At 67.9% G+C, this 16,032-nt stretch carries 18 protein-coding genes; 8 read left to right on the forward strand and 10 right to left on the reverse strand.

Features of this window, described 5'->3' with window-relative positions; translation table 11 throughout:
• Nucleotides 1–4 precede the first annotated feature (4 nt).
• The gene (locus tag D7316_RS13560) at nt 5–544 is read right to left on the reverse strand and encodes a TetR/AcrR family transcriptional regulator (protein ID WP_232017183.1); all 540 of its coding nucleotides are present in this window, start codon (nt 542–544) and stop codon (nt 5–7) included.
• A gap of 122 nt (nt 545–666) precedes the next feature.
• Between D7316_RS13560 and D7316_RS13565 the strand changes: the two genes are divergently transcribed.
• Nucleotides 667–1,143, forward strand: coding sequence for a PaaI family thioesterase (locus tag D7316_RS13565; RefSeq protein ID WP_124708711.1), 477 nt, complete (start codon nt 667–669; stop codon nt 1,141–1,143).
• Nucleotides 1,144–1,156: 13 nt separating this feature from the next.
• On the opposite strand, the gene D7316_RS13570 is transcribed toward D7316_RS13565, so the two are convergent.
• From D7316_RS13570 to D7316_RS13600, 7 genes are all read right to left on the reverse strand, one after another.
• Nucleotides 1,157–2,029, reverse strand: coding sequence for a DUF3159 domain-containing protein (locus tag D7316_RS13570; RefSeq protein WP_197718239.1), 873 nt, complete (start codon nt 2,027–2,029; stop codon nt 1,157–1,159).
• Between the two features lie 89 nt (nt 2,030–2,118).
• Entirely contained in the window at nt 2,119–2,928 is an 810-nt protein-coding gene (locus tag D7316_RS13575; RefSeq protein WP_124708712.1) for a tyrosine-protein phosphatase, read from the reverse strand.
• A 147-nt stretch (nt 2,929–3,075) separates the two neighbouring features.
• Complete coding sequence (gene groL, locus D7316_RS13580; RefSeq protein WP_124708713.1) at nt 3,076–4,701, reverse strand: chaperonin GroEL; 1,626 nt, start codon at nt 4,699–4,701, stop codon at nt 3,076–3,078.
• A 177-nt stretch (nt 4,702–4,878) separates the two neighbouring features.
• On the reverse strand, nt 4,879–5,556 hold the full coding sequence (locus tag D7316_RS13585) for a GntR family transcriptional regulator (protein WP_124708714.1): 678 nt from the start codon (nt 5,554–5,556) through the stop codon (nt 4,879–4,881).
• Nucleotides 5,557–5,596: 40 nt separating this feature from the next.
• Nucleotides 5,597–6,628 (reverse strand): isopenicillin N synthase family dioxygenase, encoded by a 1,032-nt coding sequence (locus D7316_RS13590; protein ID WP_124708715.1) that lies wholly within the window; start codon nt 6,626–6,628, stop codon nt 5,597–5,599.
• A 34-nt stretch (nt 6,629–6,662) separates the two neighbouring features.
• Complete coding sequence (locus D7316_RS13595; RefSeq protein ID WP_232016901.1) at nt 6,663–7,523, reverse strand: ABC transporter permease; 861 nt, start codon at nt 7,521–7,523, stop codon at nt 6,663–6,665.
• Nucleotides 7,520–8,299 (reverse strand): ABC transporter ATP-binding protein, encoded by a 780-nt coding sequence (locus tag D7316_RS13600; protein WP_124708716.1) that lies wholly within the window; start codon nt 8,297–8,299, stop codon nt 7,520–7,522. Before D7316_RS13600 ends, D7316_RS13595 begins: the two co-directional genes overlap by 4 nt.
• A 300-nt stretch (nt 8,300–8,599) precedes the next feature.
• Between D7316_RS13600 and D7316_RS13605 the strand changes: the two genes are divergently transcribed.
• Nucleotides 8,600–9,796, forward strand: coding sequence for an ABC transporter substrate-binding protein (locus D7316_RS13605; RefSeq protein WP_124708717.1), 1,197 nt, complete (start codon nt 8,600–8,602; stop codon nt 9,794–9,796).
• A gap of 73 nt (nt 9,797–9,869) precedes the next feature.
• On the opposite strand, the gene D7316_RS13610 is transcribed toward D7316_RS13605, so the two are convergent.
• Both D7316_RS13610 and D7316_RS13615 read right to left on the reverse strand, forming a co-directional pair.
• Nucleotides 9,870–10,580, reverse strand: a complete 711-nt coding sequence (locus tag D7316_RS13610) for an ABC transporter ATP-binding protein (RefSeq protein WP_124708718.1) — start codon at nt 10,578–10,580, stop codon at nt 9,870–9,872.
• 49 nt (nt 10,581–10,629) lie between these two features.
• Nucleotides 10,630–11,733 carry an ABC transporter permease gene (locus tag D7316_RS13615; protein WP_164473787.1) on the reverse strand — a complete coding sequence of 368 codons (1,104 nt, stop codon included), beginning with the start codon at nt 11,731–11,733 and terminating at the stop codon, nt 10,630–10,632.
• A 96-nt stretch (nt 11,734–11,829) separates the two neighbouring features.
• Here D7316_RS13615 and D7316_RS13620 point away from each other — a divergent pair, with 96 nt between their 5' ends.
• The 6 genes from D7316_RS13620 to D7316_RS13645 all read left to right on the forward strand — a co-directional run bounded on the left by D7316_RS13620 (nt 11,830) and on the right by D7316_RS13645 (nt 16,019).
• The gene (locus tag D7316_RS13620) at nt 11,830–13,068 is read left to right on the forward strand and encodes a sensor histidine kinase (RefSeq protein WP_164473788.1); all 1,239 of its coding nucleotides are present in this window, start codon (nt 11,830–11,832) and stop codon (nt 13,066–13,068) included.
• Nucleotides 13,065–13,682, forward strand: coding sequence for a response regulator (locus tag D7316_RS13625; RefSeq protein WP_124708721.1), 618 nt, complete (start codon nt 13,065–13,067; stop codon nt 13,680–13,682). Before D7316_RS13620 ends, D7316_RS13625 begins: the two co-directional genes overlap by 4 nt.
• Nucleotides 13,683–13,759: 77 nt before the next feature.
• Nucleotides 13,760–14,392 (forward strand): DUF4178 domain-containing protein, encoded by a 633-nt coding sequence (locus tag D7316_RS13630; protein WP_124708722.1) that lies wholly within the window; start codon nt 13,760–13,762, stop codon nt 14,390–14,392.
• Nucleotides 14,389–14,949, forward strand: a complete 561-nt coding sequence (locus tag D7316_RS13635; RefSeq protein WP_232016902.1) for a DUF2617 family protein — start codon at nt 14,389–14,391, stop codon at nt 14,947–14,949. Before D7316_RS13630 ends, D7316_RS13635 begins: the two co-directional genes overlap by 4 nt.
• Entirely contained in the window at nt 14,946–15,554 is a 609-nt protein-coding gene (locus D7316_RS13640) for a DUF4247 domain-containing protein (RefSeq protein WP_124708723.1), read from the forward strand. The genes D7316_RS13635 and D7316_RS13640 overlap by 4 nt, the downstream gene beginning before the upstream one ends.
• A 39-nt stretch (nt 15,555–15,593) precedes the next feature.
• Nucleotides 15,594–16,019 (forward strand): DUF350 domain-containing protein, encoded by a 426-nt coding sequence (locus tag D7316_RS13645; RefSeq protein ID WP_124708724.1) that lies wholly within the window; start codon nt 15,594–15,596, stop codon nt 16,017–16,019.
• Nucleotides 16,020–16,032 lie beyond the last annotated feature (13 nt).

A 16,032-nucleotide genomic window follows, 5' to 3' on the forward strand; every position in this document is an offset into this window, starting at 1 on the left:
GGGATCAGTCCGCGGCCGCCTCACACATCCTGGACAATTCCGCGATCACCCGGTCGAGCGGCTCGACGCTGCGCTGGGTCTGACACAGGCCGACCGCCCCCTCGATCGACGCGATGGCGAGGTGCGCGAGGGTGTCGGCCCGCTCGGCGTCGACGCCCTCGTGGACGAGTCGCGCAGAGATCAGGCGGGTCCAACGGATGAAGATCTGCTGTGCCTCGTCGGCGACCTCGGGTTCGGACCGTCGGGCCAGTCCACCGGCGAGCACCGGGCAACCGAACTCGTAGTCGGTGTTCACCAGCATCCGCCGCCAGACGTCGCCGATCTCGGCGACCGCCTCCGCGGGCGTCGCGGAGCTCTCCCGGCTGATACGACCGGAGATGAAGTCACCCGCGTAGCGCACGGCCTCGGTCATGAGCTGGGTCTTGCCGCCGGGGAAATGATGGTAGATGGACCCGCGCGGCGCTGAACTCGCCGCGATCACATCGCCGATGGAGGTGGCGGCGACACCGTCGCGCCCGATCAGGTCCGCCGCATGGACGACCATCCGTTCCCGCGGACCACGCTCGGCGGCGCGGTGGCTCGACTCGTCCAGGGACCTCGCCTCGGGTGGGCCGTCGACCGAGCTCATCACACTCCCTATGCAAACCTTCATAATCGGCTGGTTCTATGCCATCCTACATAGTCATGAGCACCGAAACAGAGATTCACGATCCCGCCTCGATGAGCGGGCTCGAGTTGCTGCGGGCGGCCATGAGCGATCCCGACCCCGATCGTCCCGGCATCTGGCGCCTCCTCGGGATGGGCGCCAAGGAGATCGAGGAGGGCCGGGTGTCGTTCACCGTCACACCCCAGGCCGACTTCGCCAATCCACTCGGCAGCGTGCACGGCGGGATCTGCGCGACCCTGCTCGACTCGGTGATGGGGTGCGCCGTGCACACCACGCTGCCGGCGGGGGTCGGCTACACCACCCTCGAACTGAAGATCAACTACATCCGCGCGGTCGCCGTCGACGCCGGTGAGCTGACCGCCACGGGCACCGTCATCCACGTCGGCGGACGCACCGCGACCGCGGAGGGAAAGGTGTTCTCCGACGACGGCAAGCTGGTCGCCCACGGCACCACGACGTGCATCGTGTTCCGCTGAGGCGGAACCCGGTTCAGGACTGAGCAGGGTCGCCTGCGGCGGCCGCGGACTCGCCACGGTCGTCGTGCGTCGGATCCGGGAACACCATCCGCATCACCCGCATGCCGACGGCGCCGACCACGATGAGAACCCAGCCGACCACCGTGGACGTCGAATCGGTGACCAGTCCGGCGATCCCGACGATGAGGACGAACACCGGCACCCAGTCGAACAGCCGCGCGATCGACACCGGTGGCTCGGTGTCGATCCCCGCCTTCTGCATGGCCTTGTTCGGTCCGTAGTCGGGATAGAACTCGGTGAAGGCGATCGCGAAGACGGTCGCCCCGATCTGGATGATCCAGCCGGTCCAGAAGTTTCCCGCGTCGTCGAAGACCGCGTCGCCGATGGCACCCGCGATCGCCGACACCCCGAATGCGGCGGTCCACGCCCAGGTGATCACGTAGTTGGTCCTGATGAAGATCGGGGAATCCCAGAACTCTTCGGGCGTCTGCTCTTTCGCGTACTCCAGCGTGAAGGGGCGGCGGAGGAGGATCGAGCCGAGGGCGAAGCACACCAGGGCCAGGTTCACGATCTCGCCTGCCCACAGTTCGAGCCACTCGATCATGGCCCGTGTCGCCAGCGCACCGATGACACACAGGACCACGAAGAACGCGACGTCGAACCATTCCATCAACTTGATGGAGTTGCCGATCTTCCAGCTCGCGAAGACCACCAGGAGTGCGATCCCCAGCGCCGCCGCCACCGACTCCTCGAATCGGCCCGGACCGCTGAACAGCGACATGACGATCCAGGGCGCGAGCCCGGACAATGGTGAGTTCACGAACGCCCGGACCACCGATTCGGTGGTCCGGCGCGGTTTCCGGGTCTCGTCCGCGGCAGATGTCACATCGCGGATGTTATTGCGGATCGTCGGGCGACGCAGCCGTTCCGCAAGGCTGACCGGTACCCATCACCCCGGCCCCCGTCCACGGGCCGCTATCCCTGGTCGAGGAACCTGTTCCGGAGTTCCGCCTGCACGTCGGAGTCGATCCCGAGGCCCTCGGCGAAATAGTTCTCGATGGACCCGAACCGCTGGTCGAGTTCGGCGAATGCGGAGTCGAGGTAGGCCTCCTGGACACCGAGCAGGGGGCGCAGCAGATCCGGGTTCCCGCCGGCGGCGGCGAATCCGTCGAACACCGGGGCGATCGCGGGCAGGAACAGGTCGTTGGTCAACAGGTACTCACCGTAGACACCGTCCCGTCCGACGCCCATGAGGCTGAGGAAAGCCGCTGCGGCCCAACCGGTGCGATCCTTTCCGGCGGTGCAGTGGAAGAGTGCGGGGGTGTCGTCGAGCAGTCCGAGGAAGAGTGCGCGGTAGGAAGTCAGCGCGCTCGGCAGATTCACGATCTCCCGGTAGGCCTCCACCATGCGCGCGATCCCGCTGCCGTCGGCGAGCTTCTCGTTGGCCGCCGCCACCGCGACCGGATCGGCGAGCACCTTGTCGAGGTTGGCCGGCGCACTGACCGTCGTCGCGTCGGCCAGGACGTCGAGGTGGACGCCGCGCACGCCGTCGATGCGGGGGTCGGGCTCGGCCTCGGTCTCCGCGCTCGATCGCAGATCGTAGATGGTGCGAATCCCAAGTCCGGCCAGATAGGCCTGGTCGGTGTCCGACGCCTTGTCGAGCGCGGCGGCACGGAAGAGACGGCCCGTCGCCACCCGGCGCCCGTCTTCGGTCCGCCGGCCCCCGACGTCCCGGAAGTTGGCGACGGACGTGAGAGCGATGTGCTCGACGGCAGGTTCGGTCATGGGTTCATGGTCCCAGATGGGTCGTGCTGCGACGACCGAGGTGGTCTCCGGGTCCGCGCGCCGGGCCGGCACCCGACCACGCCGAAGGCCGGCCACCCCATGGGGTGACCGGCCTTCGGTCTGAGTTGCGTTGAGCCTGAGATTAACTCAGAAGCCCATGCCGCCCATCTCGTCGCCACCCGGCATTGCCGGGGCCGGGTTCTTCTCCGGCTTGTCGGCGACGACGGCCTCGGTGGTGAGGAACAGAGCCGCGATCGACGCAGCGTTCTGCAGCGCCGAGCGGGTGACCTTGACCGGGTCGTTGATGCCGGCGGCCAGCAGGTCCTCGTACTCGTTGGTCGCGGCGTTGAGGCCGGTGCCCAGCGGGGAGTTGAGGATCTTGTCGGCGACCACGCCGGGCTCGAGGCCGGCGTTGATGGCGATCTGCTTGGCCGGGGCCGACAGCGCGACACGCACGATGTTGGCGCCGGTGGCCTCGTCACCGTTCAGGGTGAGGCCGTCGATGGCCGGCTCGGACTGCAGCAGGGCCACGCCACCGCCGGCGACGATGCCCTCTTCGACCGCAGCCTTGGCGTTGCGGACGGCATCCTCGATGCGGTGCTTGCGCTCCTTGAGCTCGACCTCAGTGGCCGCGCCCGCCTTGATGACCGCAACACCGCCGGCCAGCTTGGCCAGGCGCTCCTGCAGCTTCTCACGGTCGTAGTCGGAGTCGCTGTTCTCGATCTCGCCGCGGATCTGGGCCACACGGCCGGCGATCGCGTCGGCATCGCCGGCGCCATCGACGATGGTGGTCTCGTCCTTGGTCACGACGACCTTGCGGGCGGTGCCGAGCAGCTCGACGCCTGCACCCTCGAGCGAGAGGCCGACCTCTTCGCTGATGACCTCGCCACCGGTGAGGATGGCGATGTCGGCCAGCATGGCCTTGCGACGGTCACCGAAGCCCGGGGCCTTGACGGCGACGGACTTGAAGGTGCCACGGATCTTGTTCACGACCAGGGTCGACAGGGCTTCGCCCTCGACGTCCTCGGCGATGATCAGCAGCGGCTTGCCGGCCTGGATGACCTTCTCCAGCAGCGGCAGCAGATCCTTGACGGTGGCGACCTTGCCCGACACGAGCAGGATGTACGGATCCTCGAGGACCGCTTCCTGACGATCGGCGTCGGTCACGAAGTAGCCCGAGATGTAGCCCTTGTCGAAGCGCATGCCCTCGGTGAGCTCCAACTGCAACCCGAAGGTGTTGGACTCCTCGACGGTGATGACGCCTTCCTTGCCCACCTTGTCCATCGCCTCGGCGATGAGCTCGCCGATGGACGGGTCGCCGGCCGAGATGCCCGCGGTGGCAGCGATCTGCTCCTTGGTCTCGACCTCCTTGGCGCTCTTCAGGAGGGCCTCGGTGACGGCCTCGACGGCCTTCTCGATGCCGCGCTTCAGACCCAGCGGGTTGGCGCCGGCAGCGACGTTGCGCAGACCCTCACGGACGAGAGCCTGGGCCAGGACGGTGGCGGTGGTGGTGCCGTCGCCAGCGACGTCGTCGGTCTTCTTGGCGACCTCCTTGACGAGCTCGGCACCGATCTTCTCGTACGGGTCCTCCAGCTCGATCTCCTTGGCGATGGAAACACCATCGTTGGTGATCGTGGGGGCGCCCCACTTCTTCTCCAGAACGACGTTGCGACCCTTGGGTCCCAACGTCACCTTGACTGCGTCGGCGAGGCTGTTCAGGCCCCGCTCGAGGCCACGGCGGGCCTCTTCGTCGAACGCGATTTGCTTGGCCATGGGTAAGTGATCCTCCGATAGGGGGTGACACTAGGTTCGTATGGCCGGAACTCGGTGCCCGCGACGGACGACCGGTGTGTCATTCGGTACCGGTCTCACCGTCCCGACCTGGCACTCACAGCTCGCGAGTGCCAAACTCGTTTTTAGCACTCGACACGGTCGAGTGCAAGATGATCGTCACTTCCGGAGCAGGCGCACCAGCACGCCGGCGGCGTGCGCCTTCGCCGCGCGTTCTGCTTCTTCGGCGTCACCGGCCTCGAGCGCCGCGACGATCCGCCGGTGCTCGGCGACGGCCAGCCGACGATTGACCTCGTGTGACCACATGTCCGACCGGTAGAGGTGCGACTGCGTGTCCAGGCGCAGGAGGGCGTCGCAGAGCGGCTTGTTGCCGGAAAGCCCACGCACCGCCGTGTGGAAGTCGAGGTCGAGATCGGCGTCGCGACGATGGTCCGCCGCGGTCTGCAACAGCCGCTCCTGTTCACGGACCCGCTCCCACAGTTCCTCGAGGTCGGCGAGGGTGACCTGCCCGGTGGCCTGCCGGGCGGCCAGACCGTCGAGGACCTCACGCACGCCGAACACCTGGCGCAGCATGTCGTCGTCGAGGGCGGCGACCTTGGCCCCGGCGCGCGGGGTGTAGACGGCGAGACCGTCGACGACGAGCTGTTGCACCGCCTCGCGGACCGGGCTCCGGGACACCTCGAGGCGGGCGGCGAGGCCGGGCACCGACAACGAGGTGCCCGGCCCCAGCTTGCCCTCGAAGATCTCGTCGCGCAGCTGCCGCAGGACCGCCTGGGTCAGCAGGGCGCCGTCTTCACCGGGCGAGCGCAGCGACGGGGTGTCACCGGAACTGGTCATCGTGGTCCAACTGTAGTGAGCGTCGTGGAGGCGGACGGGCTCACCGCGCCGCCAGGACGCGCCGTGCCTCCCGGTCGGCACCGTCCGGCGCGATCCCCGATTTCATGCCGGCGAGTTTTGCCTGCAGGTGATCGGCGACCGTGATCGGCGGGTAGCCGGCCCGATCGGCGGGGGCGTGGCCGGGCAGGGTCTGGATCACGGCGTCGTGGTTGCCGTCGAAGAAGAAGGCGGCCGACCGGCGACGGATGATCCGGCCGTCGATGACGGGCGGGTCGACACGATGGACGGTCGAGCGCCAGCGGTCGTCGGTCCAGCGAGCCATCGCATCGCCCAGATTGACCAGCAGTGCGCCGTCGGCGGGCTGCACGTCGTGCCACCGCCCCTCGTGGTCGAGCACCTGCAGCCCCGGGACCTGATCGGCCCACAGCACGGTGAGGATGCCGAAGTCGGTGTGCGCGCCCATCCCGGTCAGTTCACCGGTGAGTTCGATCTCTCCCTCGGGCAGCGTGTAGTTGTTCATCTTCAGTACGTCGATCGAGTGGTCGACCATGGCGTCGAAGTAGCCGGGTTCGAGGCCGAGGGCGTCGGTGAAGGCGGCCAGCAGGATCCGTGACACGGACCGAGCCGCGCCGAACCAGGTCTCGACCGCCGGGCGGAAACCCGGCGCGGCGTCGGGCCAGGTGTTGGCCGGATAACTCGCCGCGGGTAGGTCGAGACCGGGGAATCCGGTCCATTCCGAGCCCACGGTGAAGGCCTCGTAGAAGTCGTTCATCTGATTTGCCGCGGCGACACCGAGACTCATGCTCAGCGACTCGCTCTTGGGCGGACTGTATCCGCGGTTCTCGCCGGGCCTCGTGTAGCGCTTCTTGGTGTCGAGCGGCAGGGCGTAGAACTCGTCGAGCGCCGACGTCAGGCCGTCGATCGCCGATCGGTCGATACCGTGTCCGACGATCTGGACGAATCCGACGCCGCTGCAGGCGTCGTCGAGCGAGCGCGCGACGAGCGCCCGCTCGTCGGCGGCACCGCCGGGGGCGACGTAGCTGGAGATGTCGACGATGGGAACAGTGAACATTGTTGCCTCTCAGGGAGCCGGGATCAGGGAAGGATCAGCGTCGACGGTTCACCATCGCGTTGAGCACGCCGAAGATGCCGAACACGAGGATGCCGAACAGTGACGCGAGAACGATGGCGGCGATCAGGTCGTCGGATTGCAGTCGGGCGCGGTAGATGTCGAGAAGGGTGCCGATTCCGGGTTGCCCTTTGGCGAAGAACATGTCGCCGATGATCGCGCCGACCACCACGAGTCCTGACGCGGTACGGAATCCGGTCATCATCGACGGCAGCGCCGACGGGAACTCGAGTTTGGTGAGCCGCTGGAACATCGATGCCTTGCCCAGGGTGAACAGTTCGTGAGCCCCCTTGTCGACGGAGACCAGCCCGAAGTGGGTGTTGGCGATGATCGGGAAGATGGCGATGATGACGCACACGATGGTCCGCGCGACCATGCCGTATCCGAACCACAGGCCGATCAGCGGCACGATCGCCAGGACCGGGATCACCTGCAGCACAACGGCCCATGGGTAGATCGCACGTTCCAGGAACGAACCCCGGCTCATGACCACCCCTATGGTCACACCGATCAGGGCGGCGAACAGGAAGCCGACCAGGCTGACCTTCGCGGTCACCACGAGCGCGTCGAGCATCGGGCCGACGTGGGTCGGGTCGAGCAGGGAATCGATCAGCACCTCGTGCGGGGGCGGCAGCAGGAACCGGCGCGCGGGACTCAGGATCAGGTAGCTGACCGCATACCAGACACCGATCGCGATGACGAAGGAGATCAGCGGCGGCAGGCCATATCTGAGGATCGCGGCCGGGACCGATCTTCGCTGTGCGGCAACACTGTTCGTCGAAGCGGGTGGGGACGCGACGCCGTCGGTGGTCAGGGGCGGGATCATCGTGGTGGTCATCGTGCACCTCGCAGGGTCTCGGAGATCTCCGCGACATGCGCGGTGAATCGGGGGTCGTAGCGGAGGTCGGGGTCACGCGGGTAAGGGAATTCGACGCGGATGTCGGCGGTGATGCGCCCGGGTCGCGGCGACATCACGATCACGCGGTTCGCGAGGAACACCGCCTCGGACACCGAGTGGGTGATGAACATCGCGGTGAATCGGCGTTCGGCGTAGAGCCGTTGCAGTTCGGTCTGCATGTCGAGGCGGGTCATCTCGTCGAGGGCGCCGAAGGGTTCGTCGAGCAGCATCACCTCCGGCTCGGACGTGAGGGTCCGGGCGAGCGAGGTCCGCATCTTCATGCCACCGGACAACATCCGCGGCAGTTGCGACTCGAAGCCCCCCAGGCCCACCGCATCGATGGCGCGCTGCGCGCGGGAACGTCGCTGCGCCTTGGGGAGTCGGGCGAGTTCCGCACTCAACTCGACATTGGCGCGCACCGACCGCCATGGCAGCAGCGTGGGCTCCTGGAAGATGAATCCGACGGAGTCGGTGCCGAGCGCGACGCTGCCCTCGGTGGGTCGCTCGAGCCCGGCGGCCATCCGCAGCAGAGTCGACTTGCCGCAACCCGACGGACCGACGAGCGCGACGAAATCGCCCTGTGCGACGTCGAGGTCCACGCCGGCGATGGCCTGGGTGCCCGAGTCGAAGTGTTTGGTCACGCCGGACACCGAGATGACGACACCTTTGGTCAGGTGACGCGCATCGACGTCGTTCATCGTGTCGATCAGACTCATGGGCACATCCCGTTACGGATCGTAGGTACATGTAGACGACAATTCATCTCCTGCATCACATGCTTCGTTACATGTATTTCGTCCACGTATCCGAACGTAAACTCTGGATGACGGGAAGGCGGGGTCGATCGGGAGCTTCCTGCACATAGTGGCTGATCACCGGTATCAGGCGGACGCTTCGCAACCGCGACGTGCCCGCTCGCCGAACATGCAACCCGGTGGCGCAGTGCGGGAACACCACTTAGCTTTACATGTAGATCGTGGTTGCCACGTTCGTCGGCTTCAGCTCCAGGAGTTCCCATGCGCCCCTACCTTCGTCGCGTCATTCCCCTGTTCACCCACCGCCGTGCACGCGTGGCCGTCGCCGCCGCGACCGTCGCGCTCTGCGGCGCCGCCTTCGCCGGATGCTCCGAATCGGGCACCGAGAACGCGGGGTCCGCCGGCCTCGAGCCCGCCCCGGCGGAATACCAGCTCGCCGACGTGTGCCCGGAAAACGTTGTGGTGCAACTCCAGTGGCAGCCGCAGTCGGACATGGCCGGCGTGATCGGGCTGCTCGGCCCCGGCTATTCGGTGGACACCGGGAACAAGTCCGTCACCGGTCCGCTCGCCTTCGACGGCAAGGACACCGGGGTCGACGTCACCCTGCGCGCCGGCGGTCCGGCCATCGGCTTCCAGTCGGTACCGTCCGCGATGTACGCCGACGATTCGATCGACCTGGGCCTCGTGCACGGGGATCAGCTGATCTCCGCGGCCAAGGACCAGCGCGTCGTCGGCGTCACGCCACTGCTGCAGTACAACCCGTCGATCATCATGTGGGACCCGTCGTCGCATCCCGATCAGAAGACGATCGCCGACATCGGCAAAACCGATGCCAGTGTCGTCGTCTCCAAGGACCAGATCTTCCCGCAGTGGCTGGTCGCCAAAGGGCTGCTGAAGCAGGATCAGCTCGACACCAGCTACGACGGCGCACCGGCCCGCTTCGTCGGCGATCCGACGATCGCCCAGCAGGGCTTCGCCAACTCGGAGCCGTACACCTACGAGCACGAGACGCCGTCGTGGAACAAGCCGGTGGCCTACGCGATGGTCAAGGACGCCGGATACGACGTCTACGCCTCGAACGTGTCGGTGCGGGCGGACAAGCTGGAGGAACTGTCGCCCTGCCTGCAGAAGCTGGTCCCGATGATCCAGCAGACCGGCAAGAACTATGTGAACTCGCCCGACGCGATCAACGCCACCATCGTCGACTGGGTGTCGCAGGACGTCGCCTTCACCCCGTACAGCGCGGGTGAGGCCGCGTACTCGGCCGGGCTGCTGAAGGACAAGGGCGTCATCGCTCCCGGCCCCGACGGCGTGTACGGCAGCTACGACATGGCCAAGGCGCAGTCGGTGGTCGCAGACCTGGTCCCGATCCTGAACGCCGACGGCGCGGGACTGCCCGCGCAGCTCCCCGCCGATCAGCTGTTCACCACGGAGTTCATCAGCGGTCAGGTGCGCTGACGCCCGACGCTGGGCGACAGCGATGACCGGCCGGGGCGGGACACTGCGTCTCGCCCCGGCCGGTCATCTCCTGTCAGGCGGGCGCAGGTGACGTCCGGGCGGCCGACTCGAAATGTCCGTCGCGCATGTGCAGCACGCGGTCCACCCCTCGTCCCGGTGCCACCGACATCGAGTCCAGATCGTGGCTGACGAGCACTGCGGCGACATCCCGCTGCCGGACGAGCGTGCCGATCAACTCGATGACGGCCCGGCCACGCTCGGTGTCCAGGGCCGAGGTCGGCTCGTCGATCAGGAGCAGCGCCGGCGACCCCGTCAGTGCCCGAGCGATGTTCACCCGCTGCCGCATACCGCCGGACAGTTCGTGCGGCCGACGTGATGCCGCGCCCGCCACGCCGACCTCGTCGAGCAGTGCCAGCGCCTCGTCCCGATGCCGGACGGGCTTCTGGCCGCCCAGATCGACCGTCAGCAGCAGTTGGTCCAGAGCGGTCAGCGACGGCAACAGATTGTCCTGCTGGAACACGAACCCGATGCGGTCCCGGCGAATCCGCGCCCGCTGTTCGTCGGACAGGGCGGTGGTCGGGGTGCCGTCGATCTCGACGGTCCCTGAGTCCGGCGTCAGGAGCGTGCCGGCGACGGACAGCAGACTCGACTTACCGGAACCGGATGGCCCGGTCACGGCGACGAAGCTGCCGTTGCCGACGTCGAGATCGACATGATCGAGGGCCGTCAGCCGACCGCGGCCGTCGGGAAAGGTCAGCGTGACGTTCGACAGCGACAAACTCATGGCAGAACTCCGATCGGATCGTGAGTGGGCGGGACATCGAGGAAACCGGTCATCGCGACATCGCCACCACAGGGTCGACGACGGTCACCCGGCGCACTGCGAGGAGCGCGCCCGCGCTGCCGAGCAGCGTCATCGCGAGCAACGGCAGTGCGATACCGCCGGCGGTCAGGGCGACCGGGACGGCCGCCGACACGGCGGCCGACAGACCGATCCCGAGGAGTGCGCCCACCGTTTCGCCGGCGAGCAGGACGAGGGCTGCCTGCCCGAATCCGTCCCGCAGCAGATACCACCGGTTGGCGCCCAGCGCGCGCACCACGGCGAGATCCCGCAGGCGCTGCACCGTCCACACCGCGAAGAAGGTGCCGATGACGAGTGCGGAGATCGCCAGCAGCATCGCTTGGATCGCGAGCAGCGACCCGTGCTCGGACCGGTAGCCGGGCACGGTGTCGACGGCCTTCGACATCGGCACGCTCGTCGTCTCGGGCGCGTCGGTCGAGCCGGCGGCGAGCACCACCGCGCTCGCGTACTGGCCGTGGGAGAGCGCACGCCAGGTGTCCATGGTCGTGTAGGCGACCGGCGTGTGGGCGTAGTCACCGGCCGCGCCGATGCCGTCGACCCGAAGGTGGGACGGCCCGACGGTGACCGGATCACCGATCCCGACACCCAGGTCGTCCGCCTGTTCCCGGGTGAGCAGGATGCCGCCGGATTGCGGATACCCGCCGACGTCGGGCTCGGGCATCACCGCGACGCCGGCGCCGAAGACGGCCACCGTCGAGGAGATCACGCCATGGGCGACCCTGGTGGTGGTCACACCGAGTTCCGTTGCGTCACCGTCATTCTCGTCGACGATGCGACGCACGGTCGACTCGTCGAGCTCACTCTGCGACAGCGACGGCCCTTCGGCACCGGCAGTGTCCCGCAGTACGAGGGTCTGCCCGGGCAGCCTGCTGACCGCGGAGATCGACTGGTTCTGCAGGCCATTGGTCAGCGCGGAGAGCGCCACCACCAAGAACGTCATCATCGCGATGACGGCACAGATCAAGACGAAACGCCCCTTGGCGAATCTGATGTCGCGGATACCGATGAACACCACCAGGCCCCTTCCGTTCGTTGCCGATGTCTCCAGCCTCGGCAACGTGGGCTCTCGCCGCATCGGCACACCGATGGGTTCCCGAGGACCGTTCGGTGCACGCAGAAGTCCATCGAAAGTTGGAGGCGACGCCCGTGACCGCTCGGGATACTGGTGGGTGTGAACGAAGCCCCTGGTCCGAAAGATCTCCCCGGCCCCGCACCGGGTGACGATGCCGCGCCAGAGGCCGACCGCCACGTGTTGCTGGCGGGTCACGTGCTCTTCGCCGTGTTGCTCTCGCTCGGCGCCGTCCGCGCCGCACTCGCGTCGTCGACGCCGGTCGTGCCGATTCTTGCCGCCCTCGCGGCCGCCGGGTGGTACTGCGTCGGGGCGGTATGGGTCTCGCGACGACGCGGTCGGGTCGCCCGTCTGTGGTTGGCCGGACTGATCTTGATCTGGCTGGGGCTCATCGTGCTGTCGGGTGAGTTCGTGTGGCTGGCGTTCCTGCTCGCGCTGCTGGTCTGGCATCTCTTTCCGGTCCGGGCGGCGATACCCGTCGAGATCCTGGTCGCGCTCGCCGCCGCAATCGCGTTCGCCGCGCACCAGGGCCGGTGGGTGGCGGGAGCGATCTTCGGTCCGGTCATCGGGGTGGCCTGTGCCGCGGTGATGACCGAGATCTACCAGCGACTGCGGGCCCAGTCGGAAGAACGTCAGCGCCTCGTCGACGAACTCGTGAGTGCGCGCCGGGAACTCGCGATACGCGAACGAGAGGCCGGACGGCTCGGTGAACGCGAGCGCCTCGCACGGGAGATCCACGACACCGTGGGGCAGAGCCTGGCGAGCGTGATCATGTTGCTGCGAGCGGCGCTCGGATCGTCCACCCCGACGGATCGCTCGGCGCAACTCCACACGGCACTCGACACCGCGTCCGATGCGCTCGCCGAGACCAGGCGCTTCGTCCTCGGATTGAACCCCGCGACACTCGAGCGGGATGGCCTTGCCACAGCTCTGCGCTCACTCGCGGACGAGAGTTCGGCTCTCGGGCTGCGAACGGTCTTCGAACAGCATGGGAGCCCGTGTCCCCTGCCCACCGGCAGTCAGGTCGCGCTGCTCCGCGCCGCTCAGGAGGCACTGTCCAACGCACGCCGGCACGCCAGAGCGGACGCGGCGACGATGACGCTGACCTATCAGGACGACGAGGTCAGCATCGACGTCGTCGACGACGGGACCGGCTTCGACCCGACTGCCGTCGACGGTCTGCGCGCCAACGGCACGGGGTACGGTCTGACCGCGATGCGCAGCCGGCTGTCCGAGTGGGGCGGCGAGGTGACGGTCGAATCCGAGGCGGGTGCGGGAACCGCTGTCCGGGCGACGATCCCGGTCGGCACGAGGACGGGCGAGGAGGCGGACGGCACGTGATCCGACTTCTCCTCGTGGACGACCATCCGGTGGTGCGGGCCGGTCTTCGCGCGGTGCTCGCGCCCGTCGACGGCATCGAGGTCACCGCGGAAGCCGCCACCGCAGCGGACGCTCTCGCAGCGGTGCAACGCGACGACATCGACGTGGTTCTCATGGACCTCCGACTCGGCTCCGGCGGCGATGGCGTCGAGGCCACCGAATCGATTCGGGCGCTTCCGAATCCGCCGCGGGTGCTGATCCTCACGACGTACGAGACGGACGGCGACATCCTGCGCGCTGTCCGCGCGGGGGCCACCGGATATCTGTTGAAGGACGCCGATCCCGATGTCCTGGTCCGCGCGATCAGCTCGGCGGCCGCCGGGGAGACGGTGCTCGCTCCGCCGGTGGCGGCCCGCCTCCTCGGCAGGATGCAGTCGCCGGACACGGCCCTCACGCGACGCGAGCTCGAGATCGTGGGCCGGCTCGCGGACGGCGATTCCAACCGCGACATCGCTCGTGCGCTCACCATCTCCGAGGCCACCGTGAAGTCGCACCTGGTGCACATCTTCGACAAGCTCGGCGCCGACAGCCGTACGCGGGTGGTCGCCGAGGCAAGCCGACGTGGGCTGCTCTGACGGAATCGGCACCACCGCTGTCATTCATCCGAGAGGCCGGGATGTCCGATTCGGTGCGTAACCGATAGGGTCGGGCCGTGGAGATCCTGCTGATCGTGATCGTCGCGCTGCTGTTGATCATCGCCGTCGTGGTGGTCTTCAATTTTCTCGGTAACCGCAAGTTGCGACAGGCCGAGACCGACGCCCTGCGGCACCGCGCCTACCGGCCGGGCGACCCGTTCTCGACCGCCGACGACGATTCGGTGCGCGGCAATCCGCGCGATCTCAAGCCCGGCGACCTCGTCGAACTCCGTGGCGAGACGTTCGCGGTGCGCGGCACGCTGCGGTTGTCCCAGGGTGGATTCGTGTGGACCGAGAATTTCCTCGACACCGGAACGGGCCGCAAGGCCTGGATCTCGGTCGAGGACGATCCGGATCTCGAGGTCGTGCTGTGGCATGAGCTGACCGGCGTGACCCTGAGCCCGGGTCCGGACAGCCTCGAACTCGACGGCCACCGCTACCGTGCCGACGAATCGGGGTCGGCGGAGTTCACCTCGGCCGGTACCACCGGGCTGACGGCCCGCGGTTCGATGCGCTACCACGACTACGAAGCAGGCGACGAACGACTGTCCTTCGAGGACTTCGGCTCGGGGTGGGAATGCGCCCGCGGCGAGGTGATCGAGCGCAGCGAGTACCGGATCTACCCGTCCGACCCCACACCCGAGTCGTGAGTTCACCACTCGCGAGCGCCCCGCCCGTGCACGGCCCGGTGCGGCTGCAGGTCCCCTACGCCGACACGAGTGCGCGCCAGTTGGCGTTCTCACTGACCGCCGATCTCCAGGAACCGTTGGCGCACTGCGATCATCGCGTCGACGCTGCGACGACGATCTCGTTGCGCCTCCTCGGCGCGAGCCATCAGGTCGTGATCGAGAACGGCCTGCGACGACTGTGCGAGACCGTCGCCTGTCTGCCGGGCACCGACACGCCGCTGCCCGCGTCGGTCCGCGACGACGACTACTCGTTCGTCTCGCGCATCGAGGAGTGCGATCGTGAGCGGTTGGCCGATGTCGTCGACGATCTGGCCCGACGCAGCGATGCACACCGCGCGGCGGGACTGCCCGCCGTGATCGGCCACTTCCCCGGAGAACCGCTTGCGGTCACGGCCGTGCTGGCCGTCATCCGTGCGGACGCCATCGCCTGGGAGACCTGGCACACCTATCCGCAGTGCGCGGAGGTCGTCGTCACCGCTAGTGAGCTCCGTCGGCCGGATCCGGTGGCGCCCCGATGAGCTACCCGCCACCGCCACCACCGCCGCCGGGCGGGTTCGGCCCGCCGGGCGGGTTCGGCCCGCCGGGCGGGTTCGGCCCCGATGGACCGCGCGAACCCGACCCGCGGCGCGGTCTGCACCGAACCCGCAACATCATCATCGCGGTGATCGCGGTGATCGCTCTGCTCGCGATCGTCGGGTCGTGCTCGGTGAAGGCGATCCGCGGGATGGGTGGCGACGGCACCAGCGCCCGCAACTACATCACCACGCACTATCAGCGCGACACCGGTCTCGACGAGGGCGACGTCGACGCGTATGTGGCACAGGGCTCACCCGACACGGTCGCGGCGGAGTTGAGCGATGCCGAACGGCCGACCGATCAGCGCAGCGGTGACACCAGCAACGCGGCCAACGTCGCCGGCACCCAGTTCCTCCAGTACCCGGAGTATCTGGTCGGGCTGTTCCCGCTGGCCGCAGGGACGACGCGCGTGATGCTCAGTCGCGACTACCGATCCGGCTACAACCACTACCACCCGTACGTCGGCGGCTTCTGGGTCCCGACGCCGGCGTACGGCGGCTCCGGCAGCAGTTACCGGGGCGGCGGCAGCGGTGGCGGCGGCAAGTAACCGGACATCTTCAACCACCACTCACCCGGGAGAGACACTGTGATCCGAGACATCTTCGAGAACGCCTATGCGGCAGCCGCATACAGTGCGGTCGGCGTGGCCCTGATGGCGATCTCCTTCGTCGTCCTGGACCTCCTCACACCCGGCAAGCTGCGCCAGCACCTGTGGGCCGAACGCAACAGCAACGCGGGCATCCTGGTGTCGTCGAACCTCGCCGGGATCGCGATCATCGTCACCGCGGCCATCGTCGCCAGCGAGGGGCGGCTGGTCGAGGGACTGACCTACACGGTCGTCTACACGGTGATCGGGATCGTCGTGATGGCCGTGACCTTCGCACTCATCGACCTCGCGACGCCCGGACGGCTGGGGGAACTGCTGCTGCATCCCGAACGTCACCCGGCGGTGTGGGTCCAGTGCGTCGCGCACGTCGGCGTCTCGCTGATCGTCGCAGCGGCGATCCTGTGACCCACGGGTCTTC

The organism is Gordonia insulae (assembly GCF_003855095.1).
Classification (GTDB): Bacteria; Actinomycetota; Actinomycetes; order Mycobacteriales; family Mycobacteriaceae; genus Gordonia; species Gordonia insulae.